The 26009-nt window shown below is 53.7% G+C and carries 21 protein-coding genes; 17 read left to right on the forward strand and 4 right to left on the reverse strand.

All coding sequences use genetic code 11. The features are described 5' to 3' along the window. Positions 1 to 7: 7 nt before the first annotated feature. From NSS64_RS08580 to NSS64_RS08630, 11 genes are all read left to right on the forward strand, one after another. Positions 8 to 1078, forward strand: a complete 1071-nt coding sequence (locus NSS64_RS08580; RefSeq protein WP_341139833.1) for a galactose ABC transporter substrate-binding protein — start codon at positions 8 to 10, stop codon at positions 1076 to 1078. Positions 1079 to 1239: 161 nt separating this feature from the next. Further along, positions 1240 to 2751 (forward strand): sugar ABC transporter ATP-binding protein, encoded by a 1512-nt coding sequence (locus NSS64_RS08585; protein ID WP_076079224.1) that lies wholly within the window; start codon positions 1240 to 1242, stop codon positions 2749 to 2751. Between the two features lie 109 nt (positions 2752 to 2860). Continuing rightward, positions 2861 to 3868: a galactose/methyl galactoside ABC transporter permease MglC gene (gene mglC, locus NSS64_RS08590; protein ID WP_076079225.1), complete on the forward strand. Its 1008-nt coding sequence runs from the start codon at positions 2861 to 2863 to the stop codon at positions 3866 to 3868. 1528 nt (positions 3869 to 5396) lie between these two features. Continuing rightward, entirely contained in the window at positions 5397 to 7358 is a 1962-nt protein-coding gene (locus NSS64_RS08595) for a WG repeat-containing protein (protein ID WP_341139834.1), read from the forward strand. Between the two features lie 264 nt (positions 7359 to 7622). Further along, positions 7623 to 8390 carry a CAP domain-containing protein gene (locus tag NSS64_RS08600; protein WP_341139835.1) on the forward strand — a complete coding sequence of 256 codons (768 nt, stop codon included), beginning with the start codon at positions 7623 to 7625 and terminating at the stop codon, positions 8388 to 8390. Positions 8391 to 8782: 392 nt separating this feature from the next. After that, complete coding sequence (locus NSS64_RS08605; RefSeq protein ID WP_340939768.1) at positions 8783 to 9703, forward strand: GDSL-type esterase/lipase family protein; 921 nt, start codon at positions 8783 to 8785, stop codon at positions 9701 to 9703. A gap of 48 nt (positions 9704 to 9751) precedes the next feature. After that, entirely contained in the window at positions 9752 to 10735 is a 984-nt protein-coding gene (locus tag NSS64_RS08610; RefSeq protein ID WP_036732945.1) for an ABC transporter ATP-binding protein, read from the forward strand. Beyond that, the gene (locus tag NSS64_RS08615) at positions 10728 to 11717 is read left to right on the forward strand and encodes an ABC transporter permease (RefSeq protein ID WP_036732948.1); all 990 of its coding nucleotides are present in this window, start codon (positions 10728 to 10730) and stop codon (positions 11715 to 11717) included. The genes NSS64_RS08610 and NSS64_RS08615 overlap by 8 nt, the downstream gene beginning before the upstream one ends. A gap of 73 nt (positions 11718 to 11790) precedes the next feature. Further along, positions 11791 to 13773 (forward strand): DNA topoisomerase IV subunit B, encoded by a 1983-nt coding sequence (gene parE, locus NSS64_RS08620; protein ID WP_340939771.1) that lies wholly within the window; start codon positions 11791 to 11793, stop codon positions 13771 to 13773. Positions 13774 to 14162: 389 nt separating this feature from the next. Then, positions 14163 to 16604, forward strand: coding sequence for a DNA gyrase subunit A (gyrA, locus tag NSS64_RS08625; RefSeq protein ID WP_340939774.1), 2442 nt, complete (start codon positions 14163 to 14165; stop codon positions 16602 to 16604). Positions 16605 to 16781: 177 nt separating this feature from the next. Next, positions 16782 to 17225, forward strand: coding sequence for a MarR family winged helix-turn-helix transcriptional regulator (locus NSS64_RS08630; RefSeq protein ID WP_036732955.1), 444 nt, complete (start codon positions 16782 to 16784; stop codon positions 17223 to 17225). 47 nt (positions 17226 to 17272) lie between these two features. Here the strand turns inward: NSS64_RS08630 and NSS64_RS08635 are convergent, their stop codons facing one another. Both NSS64_RS08635 and NSS64_RS08640 read right to left on the reverse strand, forming a co-directional pair. Continuing rightward, positions 17273 to 18019: an RluA family pseudouridine synthase gene (locus NSS64_RS08635; protein WP_341139836.1), complete on the reverse strand. Its 747-nt coding sequence runs from the start codon at positions 18017 to 18019 to the stop codon at positions 17273 to 17275. A 3-nt stretch (positions 18020 to 18022) separates the two neighbouring features. Continuing rightward, positions 18023 to 18886: a class I SAM-dependent methyltransferase gene (locus tag NSS64_RS08640; protein ID WP_209869861.1), complete on the reverse strand. Its 864-nt coding sequence runs from the start codon at positions 18884 to 18886 to the stop codon at positions 18023 to 18025. 279 nt (positions 18887 to 19165) lie between these two features. Here NSS64_RS08640 and NSS64_RS08645 point away from each other — a divergent pair, with 279 nt between their 5' ends. From NSS64_RS08645 to NSS64_RS08660, 4 genes are all read left to right on the forward strand, one after another. After that, positions 19166 to 20032, forward strand: coding sequence for a helix-turn-helix domain-containing protein (locus NSS64_RS08645; RefSeq protein ID WP_341139837.1), 867 nt, complete (start codon positions 19166 to 19168; stop codon positions 20030 to 20032). 105 nt (positions 20033 to 20137) lie between these two features. Further along, entirely contained in the window at positions 20138 to 20503 is a 366-nt protein-coding gene (locus tag NSS64_RS08650) for a VOC family protein (protein ID WP_341139838.1), read from the forward strand. Between the two features lie 262 nt (positions 20504 to 20765). Continuing rightward, positions 20766 to 21218, forward strand: a complete 453-nt coding sequence (locus NSS64_RS08655; protein WP_340939781.1) for a flavodoxin — start codon at positions 20766 to 20768, stop codon at positions 21216 to 21218. A gap of 2 nt (positions 21219 to 21220) precedes the next feature. Beyond that, positions 21221 to 22000, forward strand: coding sequence for a hypothetical protein (locus tag NSS64_RS08660; protein WP_341139839.1), 780 nt, complete (start codon positions 21221 to 21223; stop codon positions 21998 to 22000). A 331-nt stretch (positions 22001 to 22331) separates the two neighbouring features. Here NSS64_RS08660 and NSS64_RS08665 read toward each other — a convergent pair whose 3' ends face one another. Next, positions 22332 to 23189 (reverse strand): GNAT family N-acetyltransferase, encoded by an 858-nt coding sequence (locus tag NSS64_RS08665; RefSeq protein ID WP_341139840.1) that lies wholly within the window; start codon positions 23187 to 23189, stop codon positions 22332 to 22334. 12 nt (positions 23190 to 23201) lie between these two features. Beyond that, entirely contained in the window at positions 23202 to 23477 is a 276-nt protein-coding gene (locus tag NSS64_RS08670; protein WP_341139841.1) for a GNAT family N-acetyltransferase, read from the reverse strand. A gap of 359 nt (positions 23478 to 23836) precedes the next feature. Here NSS64_RS08670 and NSS64_RS08675 point away from each other — a divergent pair, with 359 nt between their 5' ends. After that, the gene (locus NSS64_RS08675; protein WP_341139842.1) at positions 23837 to 24448 is read left to right on the forward strand and encodes a 50S ribosomal protein L25; all 612 of its coding nucleotides are present in this window, start codon (positions 23837 to 23839) and stop codon (positions 24446 to 24448) included. Between the two features lie 203 nt (positions 24449 to 24651). Continuing rightward, on the forward strand, positions 24652 to 25989 hold the full coding sequence (locus tag NSS64_RS08680) for a vWA domain-containing protein (RefSeq protein WP_341139843.1): 1338 nt from the start codon (positions 24652 to 24654) through the stop codon (positions 25987 to 25989). Positions 25990 to 26009 lie beyond the last annotated feature (20 nt).

Here is a 26009-nt window from a genome sequence, read left to right on the forward strand (position 1 = left end):
ATTAGACATGAAAAAAATCACTTCCGTTCTACTTGCAAGTGCATTGCTGGGTGCTGCTCTCGCAGGCTGCGGCGGCAACAATAACAAGGCGGCTGACCCAGCTAACACAGGAACTGCGGCTAACACGGCGAATTCCGGTTCTGCTGAGACTCCGAAGGTCGGTGTAGCGATCTACAAATTTGACGACACGTTCATGACGGGTGTCCGCAACGCCATCGATGCTGCTGCCAAGGGCATTGCCACGGTTGATATCGTAGACAGCCAGAATTCCCAGCCCACACAGAACGATAAGGTGGATCTGTTCATCACCAAGAAATATAACGGCATGCTGATCAACCCGGTAGACCGCACCGCTGCGGGCGTCATCATTGACAAAGCCAAGACCGCGAACATTCCGGTGGTCTTCCTGAACCGCGAGCCGCTGCCGGAAGATATGAAGAAATGGGATAAGGTCTACTACGTAGGCGCGAAAGCTGAAGAGTCCGGCACTATGTCCGGCCAGCTGATCGTGGATTACTGGAAGGCACACCCTGAAGCGGACAAGAACGGCGACGGCGTGCTGCAGTATGTCATGCTGAAGGGCGAACCGGGACACCAGGATGCCGAACTGCGCACAACGTATTCCATCCAGGCAATCGAAGATGCAGGCATCAAGGTAGAGAAGCTGGCTGAAGATACCGCGATGTGGGATCGTGTAAAAGGCCAGGAGAAAATGGCCGCCTTCCTCGGCTCCCACGGCGACAAGATTGAAGCCGTACTGGCCAACAACGATGACATGGCACTCGGCGCGATCGAAGCTCTGAAGGCTCAAGGCTACTTCAGCGGCGACAAATACATGCCGGTTGTAGGCGTGGATGCAACAGCTCCTGCGGTTCAGGCCTTGCAGGATGGAACGATGCTCGGTACCGTACTGAACGATGCCAACAACCAAGGTAAAGCAGCGATCACCCTGGCCGCTCTGCTGGCCAAAGGCGAAACGCCAACCAAAGAGAACATAGGCTTCGATATCACAGACAACCAATTTGTATGGATCTCCTACAAAAAGATTACCAAAGACAACGTAGCAGACGCCAAGTAATCCGTTAACAGGTGCAAGGCTACAGATACAGATACGTATCATAGATACCAGTCCCGGAGGGCGCTGCAATGCGCTCTCCGGAATTCCTTACGGGTAGGGAGCAGGATGGAACCGCTGTGCCTCTCATGGAAAAAGAAAAAAAGCGTAGGGGGCGTAACAACATGGCAAATACGGAATTTTTGCTGGAAATGAACGGCATTACCAAAGAATTTCCCGGCGTGAAGGCGCTGGATGGAGTCAGCATTAAGGTTCGTCCGGGCTCGGTTCATGCACTTATGGGCGAGAACGGGGCAGGCAAGTCCACACTGATGAAATGTCTCTTTGGAATCTATTCACCGGATGCCGGTGAGATCTTCCTGGATGGCCAGAAGGCCTCCATCTCGAATTCGAGCGAAGCACTGAAGCACGGCATCTCGATGATCCATCAGGAGCTGCACCCTGTACCTTTCCGCAGCGTGATGGAGAACATTTGGCTGGGACGTTTTCCAACCAAGGGCATCGGGCCGCTTCAGTTCATTGACCACAAAAAAATGTTCACAGACACCGAAAACTTATTCAAAGATCTGGATATCGACCTGAATCCCGAAACACTGGTGGGCAAGCTGTCTGTATCCAAGATCCAATCCATCGAAATTGCGAAGGCGGTCTCTTTTCACTCCCGCGTGATTGTCATGGATGAGCCAACCTCGTCCTTAACCAGCGTGGAAGTGGAGCATCTGTTCCGGATCATCCGGGACCTGCAAAAAAGAGGCGTAGCTATTATCTATATATCTCACAAAATGGAAGAAATCCTGGAGATTTCCGATGAAGTGACGATTATGCGTGATGGTAAAAAGATCGGCACCTGGCCCTCGGCCGAGCTGACCACGGACCTGATTATCTCCAAGATGGTCGGGCGTGATCTGACGAACCGTTTCCCGGAGCGCACCAATGTTCCAGGCAAGGTGTTCATGAAGGTGGAAGGTCTGACCTCACCCGAGCCCAGATCCTTCAAGGATGTGTCCTTCGAATTAAGACGCGGGGAGATTCTGGGAGTCGGCGGTCTGGTCGGCGCACAGAGAACCGAGGTCATTGAAGCGCTGTTTGGACTTCGCGCGGTGAAATCTGGCTCGATCTCGATTGACGGCAAGAAGGTGAAGATTAACTCTCCGCAGGATGCGAAGAAGCACGGGCTGGCCCTGTTGACTGAGGAGCGGCGCGTGACGGGGATTTTTCCGGTGCTGTCTGTGCATGAGAACGGCGCCATCGCCAACCTGGACCGCTACAAGACGCCTTACCTGCTGCTGAACGGCCGCAAGAAGAAGGTTGAAGTCGATAAAATGATTGAAAAGCTGCGGACCAAAACGCCAACGACCAAGACACAGATTATGAATCTCTCCGGCGGGAACCAGCAGAAGGTGCTGCTGGCCAGATGGCTGCTCACTGAGCCTGAGGTGCTGCTGCTCGATGAGCCGACCCGCGGAATTGACGTCGGTGCGAAGTTCGAAATCTATACGATTATTGCCGACCTGGCGAAGCAGGGGAAGAGCATCATTATGATCTCCTCGGAAATGCCTGAGCTGCTGGGGATGTCTGACCGTGTTATGGTGATGTCGGAAGGACGGCTTACAGGAATATTAGAAGGTGCGCAGGCTACGGAAACCGAAGTGATGCGTCTCGCTGCACAGCATTAATCAGGAGCTATACTCACAGGACGGCGAAGATCATAGGGCTGCTGCAAGGCTGAAGAAGCTTAGCAATGAATGCTTAAACTTCGCGTAACAATTAAGGAGGAACACAATTATGACTATTAAAAGAGCGCAGTCCTTCGTGACTCAAAACGCAATCTACATCGTGCTGGTACTGCTGATTATGGGGATCATCATCTACGAGCCAAGCTTCATGTCGATCAACACCTTGCGGGATGTCCTGATCCAGTCCTCCACACGCGTGATTATTGCGCTCGGGGTGGCCTTTATCCTGATCACCGCCGGGACCGACTTGTCGGCAGGCCGGGTGGTCGGCTTCACAGCGGTGATCTCAGCTTCCATGCTGCAGATACCTGACTACTCCCGCCGTTTCTTCCCTGATCTGCCCCAGGTGCAGGTCTGGCTCCCGATTCTGATTGCCATTGTGGCCGGCCTGCTCTGCGGTCTCGTCAATGGGATTATCGTATCTAAGCTCAACGTTCCGCCGTTTATCGCCACCCTGGGCACTATGCTCATCGTGTACGGCTTGAACTCGCTCTACTTCGATATGGACCCGAACCAATCCCAGCCGATCGGCGGATTGCGTTCCGACTTCACCGACATCGGCTCCGGCTTCATCGGCAGCGGCCAGTATTCCATCCCGTACATCGTGCTCATAGCCCTCGGAGTCGCGGCGATAGTCTGGGTGCTGTTCAACAAAACCAAGCTGGGTAAAAACATGTACGCCATCGGCGGCAACATGCAGGCAGCCAAGGTATCCGGGATCAATGTCTCCAAGAACCTGATCTACATCTACGCTATCGCTGGTGCCCTGTACGGTCTGGCCGGTGTGCTTGAAGCAGCCCGAACCGGCGGCGCGACCAACAACTATGGTAACATGTACGAGCTTGACGCCATCGCAGCCTGCGTCGTCGGCGGCGTATCCACCACCGGCGGGATCGGTACCGTGCCGGGCGTCCTGGTCGGCGTTATCATCTTCACCCTGATCAACTACGGCCTGACCTTCATCGGCATCAGCCCTTACTACCAGTTGATCATCAAAGGCCTGATCATTATCGCGGCTGTATCGTTTGATATGCGGAAATATTCGTCGAAAAAATAGCTTGGGGTTCGGTGATTAGTCGTACCTGCGGGGATTTTGGACTTCCGGCCGCTGTCGCTCCTAAGTTATTGAATTCAAGTGTTCATATAATTTGAACTGAACTGAGCATCTTGGGTGTAAGGTATGATCGTGACTGCGGTGAGTTTTGGACTTCCGGCCGCTGTTGTCTCCAGATTTCTTGATTTAAACCGCTAATCGCGGTAGAAATCCGGAGACAAAGCGGACGCTCCCGCTCCTCCAGTTCCAAAATCCCCTCCGCCACTTTCCTTCTACCCGAGGATCAGTTCATAATTCAAATTCCATTACAATTGAATTCAAGAACTCAGCAGGTGCTGGCGCTCCTCCAGTTCCAAAATCCCCTCCGGTACTCCTATCACCTCACCAAGGGTGGGGAAGGCAGGCAAAGAGCGTTTGCGGTACCCACGCAAACGCTTTTTGGCTTACCCGGATTTGTCGCAGCGTTGCTCCAAATCACATGATTGAATGTGCCTGTGGTGGTGAGTATTGGACTTCCGGATGCTATCGTTCCTCCAGTTCTCGAATTTCCTCCGCTACTCGAACAGGTGATCATAATTTGTTGCAATAAATGCAACTCCGGCGGGCAGGAGCAGGGAGACTTGGCTTGATTGCTGCACGAAATGCAACATTTCCTCTACTAATTGGCTTGTGGGCCGGCAAATGCTGCATTTTAGGCAACAATGTTAGTTTAAAGTCGATATACGTAGCCGAATGTTGCATTTTGGGCAGGATTTCGCAGCTAATAGTGACTAATTAATAGTTTTATTCTGATCTAGAGGCGACAGAGGGGCAGAGGGGGCGCGGAGAGGCGGCAGAGGGCAGAGGGTGTGCATAGAGGTGCCAGGTGGTAAGTAGCAAGCAGTTAGCAGTCAGGCGGCAGGCAGCAGGAGACAAGCAGTTAGCATTCAGGTAGCAGGCAGTGGGCGGCAAGTAACAAGTGGCTATTAATCAGGTAGCAGACGGTAAATAGTTAGCGGTCAGCAGTGAGTAGTGAATAGTCAGCAGTTAGCAGTCAGCAAGTCAGCAGTTAGTAGTCGGGTGGCAGTCAAGTGACTGGTAACAGGCAGAATTAGCACTATTTTTACGGACGAATTTGTCCAGTCCGCTGAATAGAGTTTTAGACCTCTATCCTTTATAGAGTTTTATAACCCTTTGCCTGCCCAGCAAAAGGGTTATTCTCATATTTCAAGGGCAGGCACAGCAGCCCTTGTTCACCCGGTACACACCCTCCGAAAGGGTGTGTTTGTGTTGCCCTTAAGGTTTACCAACAAAAAGGCAGCAGTAACGGAGGGGATTTTGGAACTGGAGGAGCGGGAGCGTCCGCCTTTGTCTCCGGATTTCTACCGCGATCAGCGGTTTAAATCAAGAAATCTGGAGACAACAGCGGCCGGAAGTCCAAAACTCACCGCAGTTACGACATCGCCTTTCTGTTTTTTAACGCCCAAGCACACCCTTTCCCCCTCACTCTCATAGTCTATAGGCAAAAGCCTTTGTAAAGGAGAACGACAACATGCTGAGGATTAAGCTGAACGAGCTGGGAAAAGGGAACGACAACGGTTTGATTCAGACGGAGGTATGGCGGTGGGACGGCATCGGCTGGAATGAGTGTATTCCGCAGCAGGAGGAGGATTTCATCCGTGCGGAAGAGGATTTGTTCGTGACAATCCCGGCAGAGGCGGGCTTATACCGTGTAGACTACTCCAAAAAGCCACTGGAGGCGCTCATTGTGCTCCCGGATGACGGCGGAGGCCTGCGGGCAGCGCTGCTGCATCCGGCTCCTTTTAAGCTTAAGGACGGAACGCTGTGGGGATATATCAACAACGAAGGCCGGATTGTGATTGAGCCGAGATATGATTATGCGGAGGAGTTTCAGGAGAATGGCCTGGCGGTGGTGCAGCGGGGGAATGTCAGCGGTCTGATTGACAGCTCCGGGCGGGAGCGGGTCAAACCGGTCTATAATTTTATTGGTCCTTTTTCCGAGGGGCGGGCCGTGGTGTCGGATGCGAAGGGCTATACTTTTATTGATGAAAAAGGTAAAGAGGTGACGTCCGCGCGCTATGACTATCTGAATTCGCTGCAAGAAGGCCGTGCGCTGTTCTCCAAGCAGAATACTACCGGGGGGAACTCGCTGTATGGGTACCTGGATGCTCAGGGCAAAGAGGTGCTGCCAGCCGTCTATCTGGACGCCGGGGATTTCTCGAACGGGACTGCACTGGTCAAAATAGCCGAAGGGGAATATGCGTTGATTGATGTTCATGGCGTGGTGCTGCATACGTACAAACATCCTTTTGTCGGGTATCCGGGGGATGGGCTGCTGGCCTTTCAGGCGACGGAGGATGGGAAATACGGTTATCTCCACACGGACGGCACGATTGCTATCCAGCCGCAGTATACGGCAGCTCTGCCGTTCTCGGAGGGCCGGGCGGTGATTAACACAGCTGCTGATTATGGCAACGCCTACGGTCTGATCGACAAGCAGGGGAAAATGATCATTCCCGCCGTCTATTATGAGGTGCAGCAGCTGGGAGAGAACCGAGTGGCGCTGGGGACCCCGCTGTATGCAGATCAGCCCTACAGAGGCTCCAGCTATGTCATCGCCGATGCGCTGACCGGAAGAATTCTCAGCACTCACCCGCTGCTGGGCGTGAACAATTATCAGCAGGGACTCGCGTCGGTGTATGATGCCAAGGATACGTATTTTATTGACACGAGCGGGAAAAAAGCCGCCCAGCCCCCGGTCATCGCAGGCTCAGGATCACTGTCCTTCAGCGGCAGCCTGATCCGCGCGGATATTGATCTGCGCACCTCCTATTATGACCGTAAAGGCAAGCAGGTCTGGCGGCAAAACGGGGTCATTCCGCTCAGACCGCCATACTCTGTGCTGGAGAAGAAATACAAGCCTAACCGGGATTACCTGGTCTATTATCCAGTCGTGGAAGGGATCGCGGTTGCCGAGGTCTCGAAGGCGGTGAATGACAAGCTGCGCAATCTGTCGCTCGCTTACGGCGCGGGGACGGGTGGAGGTACGCAGGATTTCAGCTATACGGGAGATTTCGCCGTATCCTTCTTCCGTAAGAATCTGCTGGTGCTGGAGCTTAGCGGTTATCATTTTCCGTTCGGCGCTGCGCACGGCATGCCTACCCGGATCTATGAGCATATCAACCTGCGCACCGGCAAGTTCTACACGCTCAGCGATCTGTTCAAGCCCGGCAGCAAATACGTGCAGAAGCTCAGTGACATTGTCGGCAAGCAGATTGCGAATGATCCGCAGTATTCCTATGTTTTCCCTGATACGTACAAAGGCATTACAGCCGATCAGCCCTTTTATGTGGATGCGGAGGCGCTGTACCTGTATTTTGCACCTTATGAGATTGCTCCGTACGCCGCAGGATTTCCAACCTTCCGCATTCCGTATGCTGAGATTATGGGCCTGATCTCGACCGAAGGGGAGTTCTGGCAGTCTTTTCATTAAAATAAGCGATAGAAGCGCCGATATATAGGATAGATACAGCCGTCCTGAAAAGGACGGCAATGCTGTTTTCTTTTGCCGCTGCTGGAGGGACAAGCCTTCCTATTCTATGAAATCCTTTCTATCTATAAAATGACAGAATTTAGAAGCGCACAGCTGATAGTTTTGTGTTACAATGACCTAGGAACAGATTACAACTTTGTAACATTTGTAGACCGACGCCCTGGCAGCACGATACATCACAACGAAGAATAAGGAGATGGCAGAATGAAAAGCAAGACTTTGAGAAGAGTGATAGGTGGAAGCGTAGCCGCTGTTATGGCGCTTGGCATTTCTCTTCCATTACAAGCAAACGCAGCAGCAGCCGGTGCCCCTGCGGCAGCCGGATCAGATATGAATTTCGCACAGCTCATGGACTATTTCACACAGAACAATTCGAAGACTTTTGTACTGAATGGTAATACGTACACTGTCACTAAAACCTTTGTATACACAACGCCAGTTGCAGCTGCCCCGGCAGCTCCGGCTAAGCCGGTTGCAACAGCAGCACCAGTGGCTACAGCGGCACCAGTAGCCACTGCTAAGCCAGCCCCGGCCCCCGTGGCCACAGCAAAACCTGTAGTAACCCCGGCCCCGTCTGCGGTTCCTGCAGTTGGCAATAACGCCTCCAGTTACACACAGCAAGTAGTCGCACTGGTGAACAAAGAGCGCGCTGCAGCTGGACTAGCTCCTGTCTCCGCACTGGACAGCCTGAACAAAGTGGCTGCGGCGAAGGCTGCGGACATGCGCTCGAATAACTATTTCTCACACACTTCTCCGACCTACGGATCACCTTTCGATATGATGTCGGCGTTCGGTATTACGTATAAGGCGGCTGGTGAGAATATCGCTATGGGCCAGAAGACCCCTCAGGAAGTTATGACCGCGTGGATGAACAGCCCGGGTCATAAGGCTAACATCCTGAGCGCGAACTTCAACTACATCGGCGTTGGCTTCGATAATAACTACTGGGTTCAGGAATTCATCGGTAAATAAAGCAACGTTAACTCCGCCCTCCGGCATTGCCGGGGGGCGTTTTTATGATTTTTAGGATATTAAAGTAATATTGGTCTTGCACGATCAGCGCAGCGCCATCGTGCCGCCCTTACTGCTTCCACCGTTTAGGTGTGAAGCGGCGGAGGGGATTTTGGAACTGTAGGAGCGATAGCGTCCGCCTTTGTCTCCGAATTTTAACCGTATAACGGTTCATTCAATAAATTTGGAGACAACAGCGGCCGTAAGTCCAAAATCACCGCAGCCGCGCCCCCCACCTAAACAAACCCTTTTCGTTTGCAAATTGTGCAAAGAAGAATTATGTTTATCTACATAGTTAATAATGTTGTGAATGATGGAAGAGGCAGAAGAGTACGGCAGATGGAGGGATAGCATTGAAGGATTCCAAATGGACCTGGAGGACAGTAAGCCTGGTGTCCATCCTGGCAACTTTACTTTTGATTACAGGATTTGTGTATGCAGTGGGCGATATCCTGAACCCGAAGGGGGAGCAGTTCCTCTCCTCCCTTCCGCAGGAGACGGCTGCACCGACAGCCGCGGCAAGTGACGAATACAAGATTCTGGCGCTTGGTGATTCTCTGGCCAAAGGGACCGGCGACAACTCCGGGCAAGGGTTTGTTAGACGGACCGTAGATGCCTTGTCGGCCAATGGAGGAAAGGCAGAGCTGCTGGGCAATATGGGCATTAACGGCTTGACCACGGCTGCCTTGCAGAGCAAGCTTCAGGAGGAAGGGGTGCAATACGCGCTGCGTCAGGCGAATGTCATCCTGATCTCCATCGGCGGGAACGACCTGTTCCGGGGCTCGGATATTCTGGGGACCGGCGGGAGCAGCGGACAAGCAGCCGCCTCTGCGAAGCCTTCGGAGCAAGCGGTACCTCAGAGCGCGGAAGCCCCTGCCAATAACAAGGTAGAAGGCACCACCCCGGTTCCAACCGCGTCTGCAGGTGATCTGACCCCGGAATCGCTTCTCTCCGCGCTGCCTGGGGCCGCCAAACGGCTGGGCAGCATACTGGATACAGTTGCAGAAGTGAATCCGCAGGCCCAGGTCTATTACATCGGACTGTATAATCCCTTCGGAGATATCGAGGGGCTGCTAATTCCCGGTAATCAGGCGGTAACGGCGTGGAATAATGCGGCGATGGATATGATCAACAAGCATCAGAACATGACGCTGGTCCCGACCTTTGATCTGTTTGACCGCCATTTGGCGAAATACCTGTCGAATGATCATTTTCACCCGAACGGGGACGGCTATCAGCGGATGAGTGAGCGGATTGTTCAAGCGGTTCGCTGACAGAATAATTTTTTGAACAGAAATGACTGTGGCAAGGAGCTGTATAAGATGGCGAGAACCATTCATGAGGCACCGGGGGAAGAGGTCGTCCTGTCCGCCCGGGGAGTCCGCAAAAAAATCGGCCGCAAATGGATTATAGATGATGTCACGTTTGATGTGAAAAAAGGCGAAATCTTCGGCTTTCTCGGTCCGAACGGAGCCGGCAAAACCACAACCATCCGTATGCTGGTGGACCTGATCCGCCCGAGCGAAGGGACGATTACCGTCTGCGGCTATAATGTGAACCGGAATCCGGAAAAAGCGCTGCAATACGTCGGCTCCATTGTCGAAAATCCCGAGGTTTATACGTATCTGACGGGCTGGGAGAACCTGCAGCATTTCGCCCGCATGCAGCCCGGAGTGGATGAGCAGCGGATTGCCGAGGTCGTGGAAATCGTGCGGCTCGATCAGCGCATTCAGGATAAAGTCAGCACGTATTCGCTGGGGATGCGCCAGCGGCTCGGTATTGCCCAAGCCCTGCTCGGCCGTCCCCGGCTGCTGATTCTCGATGAGCCGACCAACGGCCTGGACCCGAAGGGGATCAAGGAGCTGCGCGAATTCATCCGTAAGCTGGCAGACGAAGGGCTGGCAGTCTTTGTGTCCAGTCATCTGCTGAGCGAAATTCAGCTGCTGTGCGACCGGGTAGCCATTATCAGCAAAGGCCGTGTACTCGCTGTTGGCGCTGTAGACGAGCTGGTTGCCCGTAACTCGCCTTATGTCCTGTGGGAGCTGGAGCCGCTTCAGCGGGCAAGAGACATCATGGCCGGGCGGCCGGATATCGCGCTGCTTCATCTGGACGAGGTTACCCTGGATGACTCGGTCATCGCAGGCATGGGCGTGAATTCCCTGGTTACGGCGATGGACGAGGAGCTGATCCCGGAGATTGTTGCCGTGCTGGTTGCACAAGAGGTGGAAGTCCGGGCTGTGCATAAAATCAACCCTACACTGGAACAGCTATTCTTGAAGCTAACGGAAGGTGAAGCCATTGACTAACCTGCTGCCGCTCATCCGAAATGAGTGCCTGAAGATTATTAAAAAGAAACGTTTCTATGTCATCCTGCTCATCCTGCTTGTGCTGGTGCCAATGTTTACCTATGCGCAAATGCGCATAGCCGAGCGCAGCCGTGACAAATTTAACTCTGACTGGAGGCTGGAGATCCAGCAGCAGATTACCGACAACCAGAACTCGCTCGGCAGCGACCGGATTCCGGAGGAATGGAAGTCGTACCGGCGGATTTTTCTCCAGCAATTGCAGTATTATCTGGACCATGATGTGAATCCGAACGAGCCGAGCGGAGTAACGTTCACCCGGGAGTTTGTCAATAATTCCGTCTCCCTGTTCATTCCGCTGCTAATCATGGCGGTTGCCTCCGACCTCGTCTCCGGGGAGCGGACGACAGGCACGATCAAAATGCTGCTGACCCGCCCGGTCAGACGCTGGAAGGTACTGTTCAGCAAAATGGTAGCGCTGCTGATGTTCGTCTCGCTGATTGTCCTGTCCGTATTCGTAATCAGCTATCTGATATCGGGGCTGGCTTTTGGCTATAAGGGGTTCAATGTTCCAGTCTTTACTGGCTTCCAGCTGAACGGTGATACTGTGGATATGACTAAGGTTCATGCCGTGGAGCAGTGGAAGTATCTGCTGATGCAGGGCGGGCTGATCTGGTATGTCAGCATCGTGGTGGCCCTGCTGGCCTTCATGGTGTCGGTGCTGGTCCGCAGTACGGCTGCTAGTATTGTAGTGATGATGGCGGCGCTGATTGCCGGAACGATCCTGACGAATATGGCTTCCGCCTGGACGGCGGCCAAATATTTATTTATGGTCAACATGGAGCTGACGACTTATTTAGCGGGCACTCCCGCGCCGATAGAGGGCATGACATTGGGCTTTTCGATGGCGGTTCTGGGCATTTGGGGACTTGCGGCCGTAATCATTTCATTCGCCGTCTTTACGAAACGGGATATTTTGAATTAGAATGTACAAAGTGAACGAAAACGTTTGTTTGCATTTTTAGAGAGACAGGAAGACAAGTGAAGGAGGAGCATGAATGCTCGAACAGATCGATATGTTTGCAAAAGTCTCTAAGAACGGCGAAGCAGGCCGGACTGGATACGATGCTGACGACATTCAGGTGCTCGAAGGTCTGGTTGCGGTCCGCAAACGGCCCGGCATGTATATTGGCAGTACGAGTTCCTCGGGTCTGCACCATTTAGTATGGGAAATAGTGGATAATGCCGTAGATGAGCATTTGGCGAAGTTTTGCTCGAAGATTGATATCACTTTGAAAAAAGACGGATCGGTAACCGTGATTGACAACGGACGCGGAATCCCGACCGGAATGCACAAGACAGGAGTCCCAACGCCGCAGGTGGTATTCACCATTCTGCATGCAGGCGGCAAATTTGGCGGCTCCGGCTACAAGAAATCGGGCGGCTTGCACGGGGTTGGGGCTTCGGTAACCAATGCGTTGTCCGAATGGCTGGAAGTGGAGATTTACCGGGAGGGCAAGATTCACCGCCAGCGCTTTGAATACTGGGTCGACAAGAACGGCAAAGAGCATGTCGGTGAGCCTGTAACCGGTCTTGAGATACTGGGAAATACGAATAAAACCGGTTCGAAGATTACCTTCAAGCCGGATATTCGCGTCTTCTCCGCAGGCATTGCGCTGAGTTATGATACGCTGGCAGAACGGGTACAGGAGATTGCCTTCCTGAACTCCGGCCTGCGGATCATTCTGAGCGATGAGCGCAGCGGCCGTCAGGATGAATTCTTCTACGAAGGCGGCGCCAGCCAGTTCGTGCAATTCCTGAACGAAGGCAAGGATGTACTGCACGATGTAATCCATTTCAGCTCCGAGAAGGACGAGATCGAGGTGGAAATCGCGCTGCAGTATAATGCGGGGTATACGGAGACGATCGCTTCTTTTGTCAACTCCATTCCTACCCGCAGCGGGGGAACACACGAGACAGGCTTCAAGACAGCCTATACCCGTGTACTGAATGATTACGCCCGCCGCACGCAGCTGCTCAAGGAGAAGGATAAGAATCTGGAGGGCAATGATCTGCGCGAAGGCATGATGGCGGTCATCAGCATCAAGATGTCGGATGTGGAGTTTGTCGGACAGACGAAGGATCAGCTTGGAAGCGCATCTGCCCGCAGCGCCGTGGACTTCATCGTCTCCGAGCGGATGGCGCGGTTCCTGGAAGAGAATCCCCAAGTTGCACAGAGTCTGCTGAAAAAATCGATCCAGGCCTCCAAGGCCCGTGAAGCGGCCCGCAAGGCCCGCGATGAGATCCGCAGTGGCAAGAAGCGCAGTGAGAGCTCGAACCTGGGCGGCAAGCTGTCACCTGCACAGTCCAAGGACGTTACGCGTACCGAGATCTTCATCGTCGAGGGTGATTCAGCCGGCGGCTCCGCGAAGCAAGGCCGGGATTCCAAGATTCAGGCGATCCTGCCGCTGAAGGGCAAGCCGATGAACCCCGAGAAGGCCAAGCTGCTGGATATCCTGAAGAATGACGAATACAAGGCGATCATTTCGGCAATCGGTGCGGGAATTGGGCCTGATTTTGCCGTAGAGGACAGCAATTATTCCAAAATCATCATTATGACCGATGCCGATACGGACGGAGCGCATATTCAGGTGCTGCTGCTGACCTTCTTCTACCGCTACATGAAGCCGCTGATTGATGCCGGTAAGGTCTATATCGCCCAGCCGCCGCTGTATAAGCTGACACGTAAATCGGGCAAGCTGGAGACGGTCCGCTATGCCTGGAGCGATGAGGAATTGCAGAATTATCTGAAGGAATTCGGGAAGAATTTCGAGCTGCAGCGATACAAGGGACTGGGTGAGATGAACCCGGACCAGCTGTGGGAGACTACGATGAATCCCGATTCGCGTACGCTGCTTCAGGTGCAGATCGAGGATGCCGCCAAGGCGGAGCGCCGCGTCTCCACCCTGATGGGCGATAAGGTCGATCCGCGCAAGCGCTGGATTGTCGAGAACGTCGACTTCACGGAGATCGTGGAGTAACAAAGATCGTAAGTAGTAGTGGGAAGTGACGATACCTTCCGCGTTTTTAATTTTTTGATGATCTGCATAAGCGAAGCGGTTGGGTTACTCACGGTTTGCTGAAATAAGAATTGTTAATCGAATAGAAGGGGAAGTGACGGAGGGGATTTTGGAACTGGAGGAGCGTTAGCGTCCGCCTTTGTATTTAGATTTCATCCGCTAAAGCGTATGAATTAGAAATCTAAATACAACAGCGGCCGGAAGTCCAAAATCACCGCAGTTACGCTCATCCCTTCTATTCAGATTACGATCTCGTTTTGAAGCAAATTGGTTGAATATCTCAGCGCCAAGCGTCAGATCATCAATCTTTAAAAACGCGGACAGAATGAGGAACAGAAGGTGAAGAGGAAATGAGCAGTTTATCAGAGCAATTTTTGCCGGCTTTTCTGGAAGAGGTCGTGGGTGACCGGTTTGGCCGGTATTCCAAATATATCATTCAGGACCGGGCGATCCCCGATGTGCGCGACGGGCTGAAGCCCGTGCAGCGCCGGATTCTGTATGCCATGTACGATTCCGGCAATACGCCCGATAAGCCATACCGCAAGTCAGCCAAAACCGTTGGTGATGTCATGGGTAACTACCATCCCCACGGGGACTCCTCGATCTACGACGGGATGGTGCGGATGGCACAGCCGTGGAAGTTGGGGCATGTGCTGGTAGACGGACACGGCAACTGGGGTTCCATGGATGATGACCCGGCAGCGGCGATGCGTTACACAGAAGCGCGTCTGTCTCCGATTGCCATGGAGATGATGCGCGATATTGAGAAGCGCACCGTTCTGTTCAAGGACAACTTCGATAATACGGCCAAGGAGCCGGTAGTTGTTCCCTCCCGTTATCCGAATCTGCTGGTGAACGGGACGAGCGGGATCTCGGCCGGATTTGCCACGGAGATTCCACCGCATAACCTGCGGGAAGTCATCGACGCCTGCATCGCTGTCATGCAGAAGCCGGACATTGCGCTGGAGGATATCATGACCTTCATCAAAGGGCCGGATTTCCCGACAGGCGGCACCATTATGGGCGGAGACGGCATTATGGATGCTTACCGCACCGGCAAAGGCCGTATCTATCTGCGTTCCAAGACGGAGATTGAGAACCTGCGCGGCGGGAAGCAGCAGATCGTGATCACCGAGGTGCCTTTCCAGATCGTGAAGTCACGGCTGGTGACCTCCATGGAGAACATCCGTCTGGAGAAAAAGATTGAAGGGATCGCCGAGGTCCGCGATGAGAGCGGCCGTGAGGGTCTGCGCATCGTGGTGGAGCTGAAGAAGGAGGCAGATGCACAAGGCGTCTTAGCCTATCTGCTCAAAAAAACCGACCTCCAAGTCACTTACAACTTCAACATGGTAGCCATCGTTAACAAGGCTCCGCAGCAGCTGGGGCTCAAAGCGATCCTTGAAGCCTACATTGCCCATCAGCGCGAAGTGGTCACTCACCGTACCCGGTTCGATCTGGAACGGGCGGAGGACCGTGCCCATGTCTTGGAGGGACTGGTCAAGGCGCTGAATATTCTGGACGAAGTGATCGCTGCCATCAAGGCCTCGAAGAACCGCCAGGATGCCCAGAATAATCTGGTATGGATGTTCGGCTTCAGCGAACGTCAGGCTGATTCTATCCTTACCTTGCAGCTCTACCGTCTCACCAATCTGGAGATTCATTCGCTGCAGAAGGAGCTAGATGAGATGCTGGCCCGGATTGCTGTGCTCCAGGGGATTCTGGACAGCGACAAGAAGCTGATTACCGTTATCCGCAAGGAGCTGCTGGAGATCCGTGACAAGTACGGAATCGACCGCCGTTCCCTGATTCAGGGCGAGGTAGAGGAGCTTAAGGTCAACATGGAGGTTCTGGTCAATGCGGAGGATGTGCTGGTTGCACTCTCTGCGGACGGCTATATCAAGCGGACCGGCATGCTGTCCTTCACCCGTTCGGGCGGGGAGCGCCACTCTTCAGGCGTCAAGGATGGCGATCATATCGTCAAGCTGCTGGATCTGAATACCCGGGAGAGCCTGCTCGTATTCACCCGCAAGGGGCAATACTTCCTGCTTCCCGTGCACCAGATTCCAGAGTTCAAATGGAAAGAGCCGGGGACGGCCATCGTCAACGTGATCGGACTGAATAAGGGAGACAGTGTCGTCAGTGTACTGCCGGTCGGCAACCTGGAGGACCCGCTGGCCAGTCTGGTCTTCATTACCCGCAAGGGGCAGGTGAAGCGTACCGAGCTCAAGGAGTACTCTACAAGCCGTTCCGGAGCCGTTGCCGCCTGTAAGGTGGCGGAAGGCGATGAGATCATTACAGTGGCGCAGAGCAGTAATGACAAGGACATCGTGCTGATTACCCGTGAGGGCATGAGCATCCGTTTCCGTGAGAATGAAGTGAATCCTATGGGCCGGGTGGCCACAGGAGTTAGGGGAATTCAGCTCCGTGAAGGAGATGAGGTGGTCTCCTGCTTCTGGGTCAGCGAGGATGAAGGAGAGATCCTGGCTATATCCGACATCGGTTATGCCAAGCGCTCCCTGATGGTGGATTATCCATCCCAGAGCCGCGGAGGCAAAGGGATGCCAACCTTCGAGTTCAAGGAAGGCAAGCGTGTCCGTCCGAACGGCAGCAGGCTGGCAGGCGCATTCTATTGCAAGGAGCCGCTGGAGGTGACCGCCATCACCCAGAGCGGTGCGGTACATTCCTTCTCTTCCGAATCGGCACCGATTGCTGAACGCCGTTCTACAGGCAAGCAGCTGGTTGCTGTCGAGAAGAAGGACGAGATCGCTATTCTTTTTCAGGCAGTCAAGTAAAATATAATACCGCATGTAACGGTGCGGGCAGCTCAGAGTAACGGGCTGCCCGCGCTTTTATTTAGGGGGAATAGCTGCAGATAAGATTTTATTTTTCGTCCTTGAAGGATTTGGAATTTTTCTGGCGAAAAAGTTAAGTATACCGGATAGAGATCCGCAGGAAAGGAAGGAATAAGTGTGCACTCCACTGAATTCAGTAAAATCTGGCATAAGATATTAAAGGACTATAAGCTACATATGGACAGCAAGCTTGCCCCTACACTGACTGATGCCCAGCTTACCGTACTGGAATTGCTGCAGGAGCGTGATGCGATGAAGCCTTCTGATTTGGCCCCTCATCTGGCAACCAGTCCGGCGGCCGTGACGATGCTGCTTGACCGGATGGAGAAGCATAATCTGATTGTCCGTGAACGCGATGCCTCAGACCGCAGAATTGTCTGGGTGAGCATCACCGAGACAGGCCAGCGGGAGACGCTGCGCGGACTGAAGGTCCGCAGTGATTTTTTTGCAGAAGCGCTGGACCCCATTTCCTCCCATAATCAGCAGCTGCTGCTCTACCTCATGGGCAAGATGGCGGTTGCCCCCGCCGTGGATGACGCAGCTTCGGTACAGTCCGTATAAGCACCAACTGAGAACCTATATAATAATGCCAAAAAGCAGGCTGTCCGTTAAAGGATAGCCTGCTTTTGCATTTGCGGAGTCCAAAGATTCCAGGGATAGGAACGGGGAGGCAGGGAGAGCAGCTCGACTTCTTCCTTGGTCACCGGATGCGGGAACCGGGTGAGTGCAGACCATAAGGCAATCTGCTGTCCCGGTCTGTTCACGGCAGTACCGTACTTCTGATCTCCATATAGCGGACATCCAACGTCGCTGAGCTGGACGCGGATCTGGTGGGAGCGGCCGGTCAGCAGGTCAATCCTCACCAGCGAATAGCCTTCTGCCGTACCAATCACGGTATAATCAAGGATGGCTTGCTTGCCGCCTGGCGTTCCCTCCCGGACGGCCTGGACGGTATTGCTCTTAGGGTCCTTAAGCAGCGTATGCTCCAGCCGGGCCTCTGCGCCCGGAAGCTGACCATGCACCACTGTCAGATAGACCTTCTGGAAGGCGTGGGTGCGCACACTCTCGGATAGCCGGGAGGCCGCCTTCGAGGTCTTGGCGAAGATCATCGCACCGCCTACAGGCCGGTCCAGCCGGTGAACCAGGCCCATGAAGACGTTGCCCGGCTTCGCGTAGCGCTGCTTCACATCTTCCTTCAGCAGGGTCAGCAGATCCGGGTCGCCTGTAGCATCCTCTTGAACGGGAATATTCACAGGCTTCACAATGCCGAGCAGATGGTTGTCCTCATATAGAATCTCGAACCGGGAGGGGCTGCTGCCGGATTCTCCTGCTGCGCCGTTATTCGTTCCGCTCATGGCTTACGCCTCCCAGCGGCCCAGAATCCCGCAAGGCAGATTCATGCCGGAGGCTGTAATCGGCAAGCCGATCTCACCGGAATTCAGCTTGCCGCCATAGCGCTTGCCCATCGTCATTGACAGCATGTTGCGCAGTACGGTTGGCGAGATGCCGGTCGTGTAGGAGTTAATCAGCATGAATAACGGACGGTCGCTCATAATCTCCATGCAGCTCTCCAGGAACGGATAGAGACTGGATTCGAGCTTCCACATTTCACCGCCCGGCCCTCTTCCGTAGGACGGAGGGTCCATAATAATTGCATCATATTTGCTGCCGCGGCGCTGTTCGCGCTGGACGAACTTGAATACATCATCGGTAATAAAGCGGAGCGGCTTGTCGGCAAGACCGGACAGGGCTACATTCTCCTTGGCCCATTGAACCATCCCCTTGGCTGCATCGACATGCACGACGGAGGCTCCGGCACTTGCTGCCGCAACAGTTGCTCCGCCGGTATATGCGAACAGGTTGAGGACGGAGATCGGCCGGTTAGCCGCTGCGATCTTGTCCATCATCCAGCGCCAGTTGGCCGCCTGCTCCGGGAACAGCCCGGTGTGCTTGAAGTTCGTCGGGCGGAGGTGGAACTTCAGCTTGCCGTAGCTGATTTTCCAGTCCTCCGGTATCGTCTTCTTCATCTCCCACTGCCCGCCTCCGGCGGAGCTGCGGTGATAATGTCCGTGAACATCCCGCCACTTGGCGCTCTCGCTGGCCAGCGGCCAGATGATCTGCGGGTCCGGCCGGCGCAGGATAATATCGCCCCACCGTTCCAGCTTCTCCCCGCCCCCGGTATCAATCACTTCATAGTCTTTCCAATCACTGGCTATATACATTATTAATCCATCCTTCAAAAAGTCATTTAGCCTTTATTGTACAACATTTAAGCCCGCAGCAACAAACAAAATGGTTGCAAAGCTGCGACTATTCCCAGTGTAGCCAACAAGCAAGAGGCGTATAATATTACCAGGAAAAGCAGGGCAGATCATTTTGCAACATAATCATTCGGTAAGCGGGGGCTTAGCCAATCGAAAAGCAGGTGTTCTGGCGCTTCGTACAGGGATTGTGTATGATCTGAATACAAGGTTACAGCAAAGGAAGGAGGCTGCACTGGGATGTATAATCTTTCGGCGCTGTATCATCCGATAACGGCCAATCCGGCCGGGGGCGGCGAGTATCTGCCGGGCAGGCTGCTTCAGCCGTATATCCGCTGCTACTGGGGATCTAACGGCGCTGCATGCGGTGAAGGGGACGCGGCACTATCCGGTGCAGAAGCAGCCGAAGGACCAGCCTCTCAGCTGACGGAGACTATCATACCAGATAGCTGCATGGACATCATTTGGGAATGGGATGAGCGGACAGGGGCGTCCGGCGGGATTTTTTGCGGGATTAACGACACTCCGTTTGAGGCAGGACAAGCAGCACAGCCTGTTACGACAGAGCGTTTCGCCATCCGGTTTCACTTCTGGGCCGTTCATCTGTTCGCAGACGAGCCGCTGACGGAGGTATTGAATGTGCATGTTCCGGTAGAGTATTATTTCAGAACCTTCCGTAAGGAGCTGGGAGACAGGCTCCAGCATATCCGTACAATGACTGAGCGCATCGCTGCTGCTGAAGCTTTCCTTTTACGGAGATTGGAACGGGGAAACCGCAGCAGCGACGGGATGATGAACGCGGTCCACAGACTGCTTACATCACGCGGGATCATGACGGCAGGGGCGCTGGAGAGCAGCTCAGGCTTGAGCAGCCGCCAGCTGGAACGGCTGTTCCGGCAGCATATCGGCCTTCCGCCAAAAAAGGTGGCCGATCTTATCCGCTTCCAGAATGTCTGGCTGGACCTGTACCGTTCCTCCCAGACCAAGGGCGTAATGCAAGATATAGTCTTCACTTACGGGTACAGCCACCAGTCGCATTTGATCAACAATTTCAAGAAATTCGCAGGCAGAACTCCGCTGGATGCGCTGAGTCATGCCCGGCGCTGATGTCGTTTTTTTGCAATACAAGCCATACAGGCAGAAGTACAATGAGGATAGAACGGCTGACACCAGCCCGGTCACAATACAAGCAATGAAGGGAAGGATATCATTATGATTACAACGTTTGACGGCATCAATCTGTACAGTAAAGACCCGGCGGCGCTGGCGGCATTCTACTCAGAGGTGCTGGGCATTCCGGTTCCATTCGAGGGCTATGGAGAATCTGACGGCGCCAAAATTGCTTTTGAACGCAGCCAGCCCGGCATCATTATATGGAACGCAGCCAAGTGGGAGAATCTGACGACAGGAACTGTTAATCTGGTATTCTCCTGCGGCAGTCTGGACGAGACGTATGAGCAGCTGAAGGCGAGAGGACTGGATTGTCATCCCCCGGCAACCATGGAGTACGGCGGTAAAGAAATGAATTTCCGTGATCCCGACGGCAACGGCATTACCTTGCTGGAAGGCGGATATTAATTATTCCACACAGCATATGATAATAATAATAATAATGAGCAGCGTCAGCTCCGGGCAGCAGTTATGTCCTGGACTGGCGCTGCTTGTGTTATGCGGCAAGGATGGCCTCGGTAAGAGCAGGATCGCTTTTTAATATTGACAATGATAATCATTATCAAATAGAATGAGATTAGCACAGTATTAAGGTAAGCAAGATACGGTCTGCTTAGGGGACCGGATTATAGAGAATACATTTCATTTGGACCCTGGGAGGATAAAAGTCATGGCTAAAGTGCTAGTGGCATATGCCAGCTTGACTGGCAATACGGAGGAAATCGCTGAATTGATCGTGGAAGGAATACGCGCGGCAGGCGGAGAGGCCGTATTGAAATCGGTCATGGACTGCAATGCGGATGAGATAAAAGCGTATGAGGCTGTAATGCTGGGTGCGTACACATGGGGAGACGGCGAGCTGCCGGATGAATTCCTGGATTTCTATGAAGAGCTGGATGAGCTGGATCTCAGCGCCTGTAAGGCGGCGGCCTTCGGAAGCGGAGACACCGGGTATGCGATCTACTGTGGAGCAGTGGATCAGATTGAAGAGAAGCTGAAGGAGCGCGGGGCTGAGATTGTGCAGCCCAGCCTGAAGATTGAATATGGTCCGAATGCAGCGGAGAAAGAGGCTTGCCGCACTTACGGGCGCCAGTTCATCGAGATCTGCACGGCGGTCTCTTAAGGATGGGCGCGGCGGCAGGAGAATTCACAGGAACGAAGCCGGATGCTGAAGCTGGCCGGTACAGACGTCTGAATGATTACCGTATGGAGCACATCATGCTGGGCGGGGCCGAGGTGGCCGGCAGCGGAGCTCCCGCTACCGGACTTCCCCGCTGGAGACAGCAGGTTCAATTTGCAGTCGGACATACGCTTAATGACTACTACAGTCTGCGGCCCGAGGTGCGCCGGGAGACGCCTGTCCAGTTTCTGCTGGAGCGCCGCTGGCCGCCGAAGGGCAATGCTTTTCCTTCCCTGATGCATTACTGGGATGTCAAGCAGGCGGTGGCCGATGAGCTGATGCGGATTGTCGCAGGCAGTTACACCGGCGAGATTCCGGTGATGCGGTTCGAACAGTGGCATATTCCTGTCCGGGAGCTTGAGATTGAGCTGGCGGTGATTTTTCAGCTGGCCTGGAATTCGAAGCTTACGGGACGCAGTCTGAATATCCAGAAATTCATGGTACATGCTGACCAGCAGGTGATTACCGGATTTCTGCATATGGCGAATGTATTCTGCCATAAGGCTTACGGGAAGCCGGCGGAGACGATCGCCATCTACTCGCTGCTGGATGGCCGCAGGCAGCTGTATGACGGAGCAGACATGCCTTTGCAGGAATCGCTGGATTATGTGCGCCTGCTGTCTGTCTTCCTAGAACGGGAAGAACAGGGAGCAGGCTGCGTGAAATGCAGCAACCGCCGCAGCGACCGGGATGAAGCTCAGGCGCGGGGCTACGGGCTAATGTAGAAGCAGACGATGAATTGAAATTGGAGACGATACAAAAAGCATCTCCTTCAGGGTCATTTGACCGTGAGGGGATGCTTTTTGATTGTTTAGGAATTGTATGCGAAAAACAGCATACATTGTGCTAGCCAGCAGGCGTTTGGCGCAAATGTATGTGAAAAACAGCATTCATTGTGCTCACACGAAGGCGCATGGGCCGAATGTATACGAAAAACAGCATTCATTGTGCTCACATGCAGGCGTTTGGTCCGAAAGTATGCGAAAAACAGCATACATTGTGCTGGTGCGCAGGCATATGGGTTAATGTATGCTTCTTGAAATACTCGTTGCCAGGCTAGCCGTTCAAAGGATAGGTGTAATAATCCTGCTGGCTCTGAATGACGAAGCCGCAGCTCTCATAGAGCCGCAGCGCATTCGGGTTATCCAGCGCCACCTCCAGATTCACTCCGTTATAATTCCGCTGCTCCCGCTCGATGGTCTGCTGCAGGGCACTCCGGCCGATGCCGAGACCGCGCAGCTTCTTGTCCACCGTAAATCCGTAGATCCAGGTTTCATTGTCCTCGGACCAGAGGCGCATTTTCCCGGCGGGCTGGCCGCTGAGCTCGATGATGATATGCTCCTGGGAGCCCTCCTGTTCATGCTGTACATACATTTCTGCGGCATCCTCTTCGGTCATCTGGAACCCGTCGCAGTCGAAGGCGATGAGCAGAGGGGTCTCCTCCGGACGTGCAGGCCGGAGCATGACATTGCCTGAGGCCGAGCTGGCCTCTGAGGCTCTGACCTTGCTGCCCGCACCATCCCATTTCATCTGAAACTCCGAATGGCTGAAGGCAAGCGGCAAGGTCTTCAGATAGGCATTGCCTGAAGCCGAAGCCGCAGGGGTGTTCAGCAGCAGTGTCTTCGTTGTCCCTCTGCGGATGACGGCCTGGGCCTGCTCCCAGAGGGAGCTGAAGATCCCCCGGCGGCGGTAGCCCGGCCGGACCATGCCGCATACCTCCATATCACCGCCGATGCCGTACAGGCCGATGAATCCGGTCAGTACATCCTTTTCATAGGTTACCAGGTATTGCGCACCGCCTGCTTCTCCAGGCTGCCGGAGCATGTCCCAGTTCAGCTTCAGCGAGATTCCTTCATAGTGCTCGCAGCGCTGCTGGAGCTCTTCAATCTGTTTCAGTGTGTCTGTGTTCGTCAAACGGTCTTCCTCCTATTTGAGCACATCCTTGTATTCAGCGTGCTTCTCGAATTGATGCGCCGCATACGGGCACTCCGGTACAATCTTGACACTCTGCTCACGGGCCAGGTCAACGACCGCCCGAACAAGCTTTTCTCCCGCACCCTGGCCGCGCAGATCTTCGGAGACAAAGGTATGGTCAATCACCAGATTCCCTGTGTTCTCTTCGGTTCTGTATGTAATCTCGGCCAGGTCTTTTCCGTCACCAGCGATATAGAAACGTCCTTCTCCCTTTACGATTTTATCCATCTTATAACCTCACTCCATTCCGGTATAGTGCCTTTATTTTACTACCCTGTGCGGCAAAAAGCGAGAAAGGGGAAGAGAGGCACCGTAGGTCATTTACAGCAGGTGATTTTAACGTAATCATTTATAAAAATGGATCTTGCTTGAAAATTACCCTATTTTGACTTGTTTATTTCCCGGTGCTATACTGATTCCATAGCAGGCAAATATGGTTAATAAGAGACTGATTAGACATAAGAGCTAATTGGTCTTGTTTTTTAATGCAGCTATGCTGACACTACTTGGCGTACGCCGCCCCCGGCAACTTACCCGGCTTCTGAACGAAGGGCGTAGCGCTCAAAAAACTATTAGGAGGAAATATCATGAATACCACAGTACGCTTGACTGAAAGATCCGGATCAAATTCTTCCCAGCGCAGCAAAGGTTTTGTACCGGTTGTAGTTTACGGTGCAGGTTCAGATACCCAGTCCTTCTCAGCAGATGCCAAAACACTTAATGATATTCTCGGCAAAAACCCGCGTGCCATCCTGAAGGTGGAATTCCCGGGCTCCGGCTCGAAGAATGCGGTTATTCAGGAAGTGCAGCGCCAGCCGGTATCCCGTACGCTGCTTCATGTAGATTTGCAGCAGATTGACATGAAGGCTGATCTGGATACCAAGGTAGCCTTCCACTTCATAGGTGATCCTATCGGCGTCAAGAGCGGCGGCGTGCAGCAGATTGAGCTGTATGAGCTGGATATCCGGACCTTGCCGGACAAGCTGGAAGCAAACCTCGAAGTAGATATCAGCGGCCTCGATATCGGTGATCAATTGCTGGTATCCGATCTGCCGAAGCATGAGGGCTGGGAGATTCTTACCCCTGAAGATACGCTGATCGTGCGGATTTCGCCTCCGCTCGTGATGGAGGAGCCGGCTGATGAAGCTGCTGCCGCGCCAGCTGAGGAAGCAGCCGAAGCAGAGAAGTCTGCAGAATAAGACTTTTCTGGCTGTAGCCATCGCATCTCTATATGCAGAGAACTCCGCAGACAGCCTGAGATAACGGCTGTATATGGAGAGTCATAATCTTTGATCAACCAGGAGCAGACATATCCTTAGCAGGGAATGGTCTGCTCCTTTTTGCAGAAGCGGGAATCTGGTACATCCTGGTACTACATATGAGAGAGTAGGAGAGTGCATTCATGAATCCTAATATAATCAAGCTGGTAAGCGGCTCCAATGCGAAGCTGGACGAGGCTTCCACCCAGGCAACCGTGAAGATATCCTGCAGCAGTTCTCCGGCGATTCTGGATATCAGCTGCTTTATGGTGGGCGGGAACGGGAAGGTGCCGTCCGATGATTTCTTTATCTTTTATAATCAGCCGGCTGACCCCAAGCACACGGTCGTATTCAATCCGATTGATAAATGCAGCGGAGAGTTCGCCATTGATCTGCGCGCGCTCCGTGATTCGGCCATTGAGAAATGCGTCTTCGCGGCTACGCTGGACGGTCCCGGAACCTTCGCCGATGTCAGAGGCTGCAGAATCAGCGCGGCGGGGAAGGGTACAGAGCTGGTATATGAAATTATGGACGGCAATGCCGAGACCTCACTCGTGCTGGCAGAGCTGTACCGCCATGGCGGGGGCTTCAAGCTGCGTGCGGTCGGCCGGGGCTTCCATGGCGGACTGAAGCCGCTGGCGGAAGCGCACGGCGTTGAAGTGGAAGACGATGCGCCGGAGAGCGGCAGCGGAGCACAGCCACACGCACAAGGGGTGCCAGGCCATATGGAAGCAGCGGCTACATACAGCGGACCGCCTAAGGATACAGTCCAGGAGGAGGCTCCCCGGCCTGCCCTGAATTTGACGAAGATTGATCTTCTGAAGCAGCAGGTCGGAATTTCACTGCGCAAGAAGAATCTTGACCAGGAGAAGGCAAGGGTAGCCGTGGTGTTCGATGCATCCGGCTCCATGGCGCAATTATATGCGAAGGGAGTCGTGCAGCGGGCTTTTGAACGGGTGCTGGCTGTGGCTGCCAAGATGGATGATGACGGAATGCTGGATGTCTGGTTCTTCGCCACCAAGAGCAAAAGAATGCCAAGCGTGAATGAACACGGGTATGAGGATTATGTGAAGCGGACCTATCCGGGACCGAAGATGTTCGGGGGACTGGGCATCGGGAACAATGAGCCGGTGGTGATGGCGGATCTGATCAAGAAATATACGAAGGAGGAGCCGGGCGACCTGCCGGTATATGTGGTCTTCTTCAGCGACGGGGGCATCTATGAGACGCCCAAAATATCGAAGCTGCTGATCCAGAGCTCGAAGCATAATATTTTCTGGCAGTTTGTGGGGCTGGGCAATGCGGATTATGGCGTACTCCGTGAGCTTGACGATCTGCGGGGCCGTTATGTGGATAATGCGGATTTCTTCGCGCTGGATGATCTGGACGAGGTCAGCGATGAGGACCTGTATGACCGGCTCTTCAACGAGTACCCGAAATGGCTGCGTGAAGCCCGGCAGAAGGGCGTTGTGCGTTCATAGAATGAAGTATAGCGGGCAGA

Source organism: Paenibacillus sp. FSL H8-0122 (assembly GCF_038005345.1).
Classification (GTDB): domain Bacteria; phylum Bacillota; class Bacilli; order Paenibacillales; family Paenibacillaceae; genus Paenibacillus_AQ.

Excerpts from the sequence above, each read along its gene's own strand:
- gyrA (WP_340939774.1), top strand. The coding sequence starts at position 14,163 with ATGAGCAGTTTATCAGAGCAATTTTTGCCGGCTTTTCTGGAAGAGGTC.
- NSS64_RS08600 (WP_341139835.1), top strand. The coding sequence starts at position 7,623 with ATGAAAAGCAAGACTTTGAGAAGAGTGATAGGTGGAAGCGTAGCCGCT.
- mglC (WP_076079225.1), top strand. The coding sequence starts at position 2,861 with ATGACTATTAAAAGAGCGCAGTCCTTCGTGACTCAAAACGCAATCTAC.
- NSS64_RS08580 (WP_341139833.1), top strand. The coding sequence starts at position 8 with ATGAAAAAAATCACTTCCGTTCTACTTGCAAGTGCATTGCTGGGTGCT.
- NSS64_RS08645 (WP_341139837.1), top strand. The coding sequence starts at position 19,166 with ATGTATAATCTTTCGGCGCTGTATCATCCGATAACGGCCAATCCGGCC.
- NSS64_RS08675 (WP_341139842.1), top strand. The coding sequence starts at position 23,837 with ATGAATACCACAGTACGCTTGACTGAAAGATCCGGATCAAATTCTTCC.
- NSS64_RS08610 (WP_036732945.1), top strand. The coding sequence starts at position 9,752 with ATGGCGAGAACCATTCATGAGGCACCGGGGGAAGAGGTCGTCCTGTCC.
- NSS64_RS08595 (WP_341139834.1), top strand. The coding sequence starts at position 5,397 with ATGCTGAGGATTAAGCTGAACGAGCTGGGAAAAGGGAACGACAACGGT.
- NSS64_RS08670 (WP_341139841.1), bottom strand. The coding sequence starts at position 23,477 with ATGGATAAAATCGTAAAGGGAGAAGGACGTTTCTATATCGCTGGTGAC.
- NSS64_RS08585 (WP_076079224.1), top strand. The coding sequence starts at position 1,240 with ATGGCAAATACGGAATTTTTGCTGGAAATGAACGGCATTACCAAAGAA.
- NSS64_RS08635 (WP_341139836.1), bottom strand. The coding sequence starts at position 18,019 with ATGAGCGGAACGAATAACGGCGCAGCAGGAGAATCCGGCAGCAGCCCC.
- parE (WP_340939771.1), top strand. The coding sequence starts at position 11,791 with ATGCTCGAACAGATCGATATGTTTGCAAAAGTCTCTAAGAACGGCGAA.
- NSS64_RS08640 (WP_209869861.1), bottom strand. The coding sequence starts at position 18,886 with ATGTATATAGCCAGTGATTGGAAAGACTATGAAGTGATTGATACCGGG.
- NSS64_RS08650 (WP_341139838.1), top strand. The coding sequence starts at position 20,138 with ATGATTACAACGTTTGACGGCATCAATCTGTACAGTAAAGACCCGGCG.
- NSS64_RS08680 (WP_341139843.1), top strand. The coding sequence starts at position 24,652 with ATGAATCCTAATATAATCAAGCTGGTAAGCGGCTCCAATGCGAAGCTG.
- NSS64_RS08660 (WP_341139839.1), top strand. The coding sequence starts at position 21,221 with ATGGGCGCGGCGGCAGGAGAATTCACAGGAACGAAGCCGGATGCTGAA.
- NSS64_RS08655 (WP_340939781.1), top strand. The coding sequence starts at position 20,766 with ATGGCTAAAGTGCTAGTGGCATATGCCAGCTTGACTGGCAATACGGAG.